This window comes from Sanguibacter inulinus (assembly GCF_013415325.1).
GTDB classification, from domain to species: Bacteria; Actinomycetota; Actinomycetes; order Actinomycetales; family Cellulomonadaceae; genus Sanguibacter; species Sanguibacter inulinus.
The window spans coordinates 1-4,192 of sequence record NZ_JACBYE010000099.1 but is presented as its reverse complement, the minus strand read 5'-3'; the positions used below and the strand labels follow the sequence as shown (position 1 = coordinate 4,192).

Sequence of the window (4,192 nt, the reverse complement as noted above, 5' to 3'; positions counted from 1 at the left end):
ACGGCGGTCATAGCGAGGGGGAAACGCCCGGTCCCATTCCGAACCCGGAAGCTAAGCCCCTCTGCGCCGATGGTACTGCACGGGAGACTGTGTGGGAGAGTAGGTCGCCGCCGGACAACCATTCAACGAAGGCCCACCCCACTTTTGGGGTGGGCCTTCGTCGTTGTGATGGACATCAGCGCGCTCAGCGCCGCTGCTGGTCACCACTCAGCGTCAAGACCGTTCCCTGTGACGCGCAGCTCGAGACCTTCTCGCTGCGACGTCCGGGTGCGATGATAGTCATGCATGGTCAACTTGAAGAGGGAGTACACGTGAGCGACGACCAGGACCGTTCGGGCGCCAGCAGAGGCCGCGAGGACGGCAGGGCTGGAGGCTACGGCCGGAACAACGGCGGAGCAGGACGTGGAGGCTCTTCAGGTTCACGTCCCGCCCGCGGAGACGACCGCGGCCCGCGTCGCGACGACCGCGCACAGGGTGGACGTCCCTCCTACGGCGACCGACCCCAGGGCGACCGACCCTCGTACGGTGACCGCGGCCCGCGCCGCGACGACCGCGCGCAGGGTGAGCGCCCCGCATACGGTGACCGCCCCCAGGGTGGCCGTCCCTCCTACGGAGACCGTCCCCAGGGCGGAGCTCGACGCGACGACCGACCCCAGGGCGACCGCCCGTCCTACGGTGACCGCGGCCCGCGCCGCGACGACCGCGCGCAGGGTGAGCGCCCCGCATACGGTGACCGTCCCCAGGGTGGCCGTTCTTCCTACGGAGACCGTCCTCAGGGCGGAGCTCGACGCGACGAGCGACCCCAGGGTGGGCGTCCGGCATACGGAGACCGCGCGCAGGGTGGACGTCCGTCCTACGGCGACCGTCCCCAGGGTGACCGCCCGTCCTACGGTGACCGCGGCCCGCGCCGCGACGACCGCGCGCAAGGCGAGCGCCCCGCATACGGTGACCGCCCCCAGGGTGGCCGACCCTCCTACGGCGACCGTCCCCAGGCCGGCGCGCGTCGTGACGACCGCCCCCAGGGCGACCGCCCCTCGTACGGTGACCGTGGTCCCCGTCGTGACGACCGTGCGCAGGGTGGCCGTCCTTCCTACGGCGACCGTCCCCAGGGTGACCGCCCGTCCTTCGGTGACCGTGGCCCGCGCCGTGACGACCGCGCGCAGGGTGGCCGTCCTTCCTACGGCGACCGTCCCCAGGGTGACCGCCCGTCCTTCGGTGACCGCGGCCCGCGCCGCGACGACCGCGCGCAGGGTGGCCGTCCTTCCTACGGCGACCGTCCCCAGGGCGACCGCCCGTCCTTCGGTGACCGTGGTCCCCGTCGTGACGACCGCGCCCAGGGTGAGCGTCCCGCCTACGGTGACCGTCCCCAGGGCGGCGCGCGTCGTGACGACCGACCCCAGGGTGACCGTCCGTCGTACGGTGACCGTGGCCCTCGCCGCGACGACCGTGCGCAGGGTGGACGTCCCTCCTACGGCGACCGCCCCCAGGGCGACCGGCCGTCCTTCGGTGACCGTGGCCCGCGCCGTGACGACCGTCCCCAGGGTGATCGTCCGTCGTACGGTGACCGTGGTCCTCGTCGTGACGACCGTCCCCAGGGCGACCGCCCCTCCTTCGGTGACCGTGGTCCCCGTCGTGACGACCGCCCCCAGGGCGACCGTCCCTCCTTCGGTGACCGTGGCCCGCGTCGTGACGACCGCCCCCAGGGTGGACGTCCCGTCCAGGGCGACCGTCCGCGTCAGGACCGTGCCCCTGCACGCTCCGAGGCACCCCGTGAGCGGGCGCCCCGAGACGACGCAGCCCCCGCGGCACGCACGTTCCGCGACGACACGTCCGTGCGTCACGCAGCTCCCCAGCTGCCCGAGGGCATCCAGTTCTCCGACCTCGACCGCGACGCTCGGGGCCGCCTCCGGACGCTGACCAAGGACAACGCCGAGACCGTCGGCCTTCACCTGGTGGCGGCTGGTCTGCTCATCGACTCCGAGCCTGAGGCTGCTTACGAGCACGCCCAGGAGGCTGTGCGTCGTGCCGGTCGTGTGGACATCGTGCGTGAGGCCGCTGGTCTCACGGCCTACAGGACCGAGCGCTTCGCCGAGGCTCTCCGTGAGCTCCGGACGGTCCGTCGCCTGAACGGTTCCTCCGAGCACCTCGCCATCATGGCCGACTGCGAGCGGGGCCTCGGTCGTCCCGAGCGGGCCATCGCCCTGGCGGCGACCCCCGAGGCTGAGACGCTCGACGAGGACCAGAAGGTGGAGCTCGCCATCGTGGTGAGCGGAGCCCGTCTGGACCTCGGCGAGATCGAGGCCGCAGAGTCCGTGCTCGCAGGCATCACCGTCCCCAAGGGCGAGCGTGCGCTGCAGGTCCGCGTCATCGAGGCCCGCGCCGGTGTGCTCGAGGCTGCTGGCCGTGCGGACGAGGCGAAGGCACTGCTCTCGACCCTCACCGCCAAGGAGCGTGCGGAGATCGGCGACCTCGCCCCTGAGGACGACGTCGTGGTCTTCGACCTCGGCGACGAGGAGATCGAGGACGAGGCGGACGTCACGGAGAGCGGCTCTGACGAGGACGCCTCTGACGAGCACGGCTCTGACGAGGACGCCTCTGACGAGCACGGCTCTGACGAGGACGCCTCTGACGAGCACGCCTCGGACGAGGACGTCTCCGACGGGGACGCCTCGGACGAGGTCCCCTCGCCGTCGAGCACAGTCGACGACGCACCGTCTGCACCGACCGCAGAGGAGCGCCAGGACGACGAGCAGGACGACGCGTGAGCGCCGTCCTGCTGGGGAGCGACCTGCCGCTGGCCGAGGCCTTCGACCTCGCGCTCGTCGACCTCGACGGTGTCGCGTACAAGGGTCACGAGCCGATCGTGCACGCCGCTCACGGGCTGACCTCAGCCCGTGAGCGGGGGCTCCGTCTCGTGTTCGTCACGAACAACGCCTCGCGGGAGCCCGTCTCGGTCTCCGACCAGCTGACCTCGCTCGACATCCCCGCCGAGCCCTCGGACGTCATGACGGCTGCGCAGGCCTGCGCTCGCCTCCTGGGCGACCACGTCGCCCCGGGGTCGAAGGTCCTCGTGGTCGGGGGCGCTGGCCTCCTCACGGCGGTGACCGAGGCCGGCTACGTCGTCGTGACGAGCGCCGACGACCAGCCCGACGCCGTGGCGCAGGGCTTCGACCCGTCGCTCGGCTGGAAGGACCTCGCCGAGGCTGCGTACGCGGTGTCTGCCGGCGCCGTCCACGTCGTGAGCAACAGGGACCTGTCTCTGCCGACGGCCCGGGGCTTCGCCCCGGGCAACGGAGCGCTCGTCGGCGCTGTCGTCGCTGCGACAGGCGTCGAGCCCTTCAGTGCCGGCAAGCCCTCACCCGCCATGTACGCCATGGCGATCGAGCGTGCAGGCGCTCAGCGGCCGCTCGTCGTGGGCGACCGCCTCGACACCGACCTCGCAGGCGCACGGTCCGGGGGATACCCCGGGCTGCACGTCCTCACCGGGGTCAACAGCGCGCGCGACGACATCCTCGCCCATGCGGAGGAGCGCCCGGACTTCATCGGGGCGGACCTGCGCAGCCTGCTCGAGCCGCACCCGCTGCCCGTCCAGGGCGACGAGGGCTGGTGGACCTGCCGCGAGGCCTCCGCACGCGTGGCCGGCGACCAGCTCGAGCTGCGTGCCGGCTCTGCGGGTTCCGACCCCGTCGACCTCGTCCGCGCCGCGTGCTCCGCAGCGTGGGCGCACGTCGACGCAGGTGGCAGTCTCGACCCCGCGTCGGTCCCGGAGCTCGTGGTCCCCGGAGCACCCGAGGCCTGAGAGTCTGTGCACAGCACCTGACGACGAGCGACAGCCGGTAGCGTGGACACGAGAGACGTCCACGCCCGGCTGTCGCCGCTCGCACGTGCGGGCGGTGGACGGGCACACGACAGGACCCGCACGACGACAGGGAGACGAGCAGTGACCGAGGTGCCTTCTCGACCTGTGCCCGGCCCGCGCCCTGAGCCGTCGACCGTTGCCGGGACCTCGTCCAGCCCCACCCCGTCCATCCCCACCTCGAGCGCGTACCCCGAAGGTGAGCCTGCACGGCCAGCTCCTGCGCCGCGCCCCGTACCCGGCCCCGCCCTCGACGCGACCGACCGGTCCCTCGCGGGCCTCGAAGCCGACCTGCGACCTCTCGACACGCTCTCCGCCCGCCCGGTCGACGAGCAC

3 protein-coding genes, 1 rRNA gene and 1 pseudogene are annotated in these 4,192 nt (G+C 72.7%); 4 read left to right on the top strand and 1 reads right to left on the bottom strand.

What is annotated here, in order from left to right:
- Positions 1-116, top strand: a 5S ribosomal RNA gene (gene rrf / locus HZZ10_RS19020).
- Positions 117-419: 303 nt separating this feature from the next.
- Here the strand turns inward: rrf and HZZ10_RS19015 are convergent.
- Positions 420-1,841 carry a hypothetical protein gene (locus HZZ10_RS19015; RefSeq protein ID WP_179914713.1) on the bottom strand — a complete coding sequence of 474 codons (1,422 nt, stop codon included), beginning with the start codon at positions 1,839-1,841 and terminating at the stop codon, positions 420-422.
- Here HZZ10_RS19015 and HZZ10_RS19010 point away from each other — a divergent pair.
- The 3 genes and pseudogenes from HZZ10_RS19010 to HZZ10_RS19215 form a co-directional block, all read left to right on the top strand.
- The gene (locus tag HZZ10_RS19010) at positions 1,833-2,765 is read left to right on the top strand and encodes a tetratricopeptide repeat protein (RefSeq protein ID WP_179914712.1); all 933 of its coding nucleotides are present in this window, start codon (positions 1,833-1,835) and stop codon (positions 2,763-2,765) included. The genes HZZ10_RS19015 and HZZ10_RS19010 overlap by 9 nt on opposite strands.
- A complete protein-coding gene (locus tag HZZ10_RS19005) occupies positions 2,762-3,799 on the top strand; it encodes an HAD-IIA family hydrolase (protein ID WP_179914711.1) in 1,038 nt (345 codons plus the stop codon). The genes HZZ10_RS19010 and HZZ10_RS19005 overlap by 4 nt, the downstream gene beginning before the upstream one ends.
- A 150-nt stretch (positions 3,800-3,949) precedes the next feature.
- Positions 3,950-4,192 (top strand): annotated as a pseudogene (locus tag HZZ10_RS19215) (hypothetical protein); the annotation flags it as partial.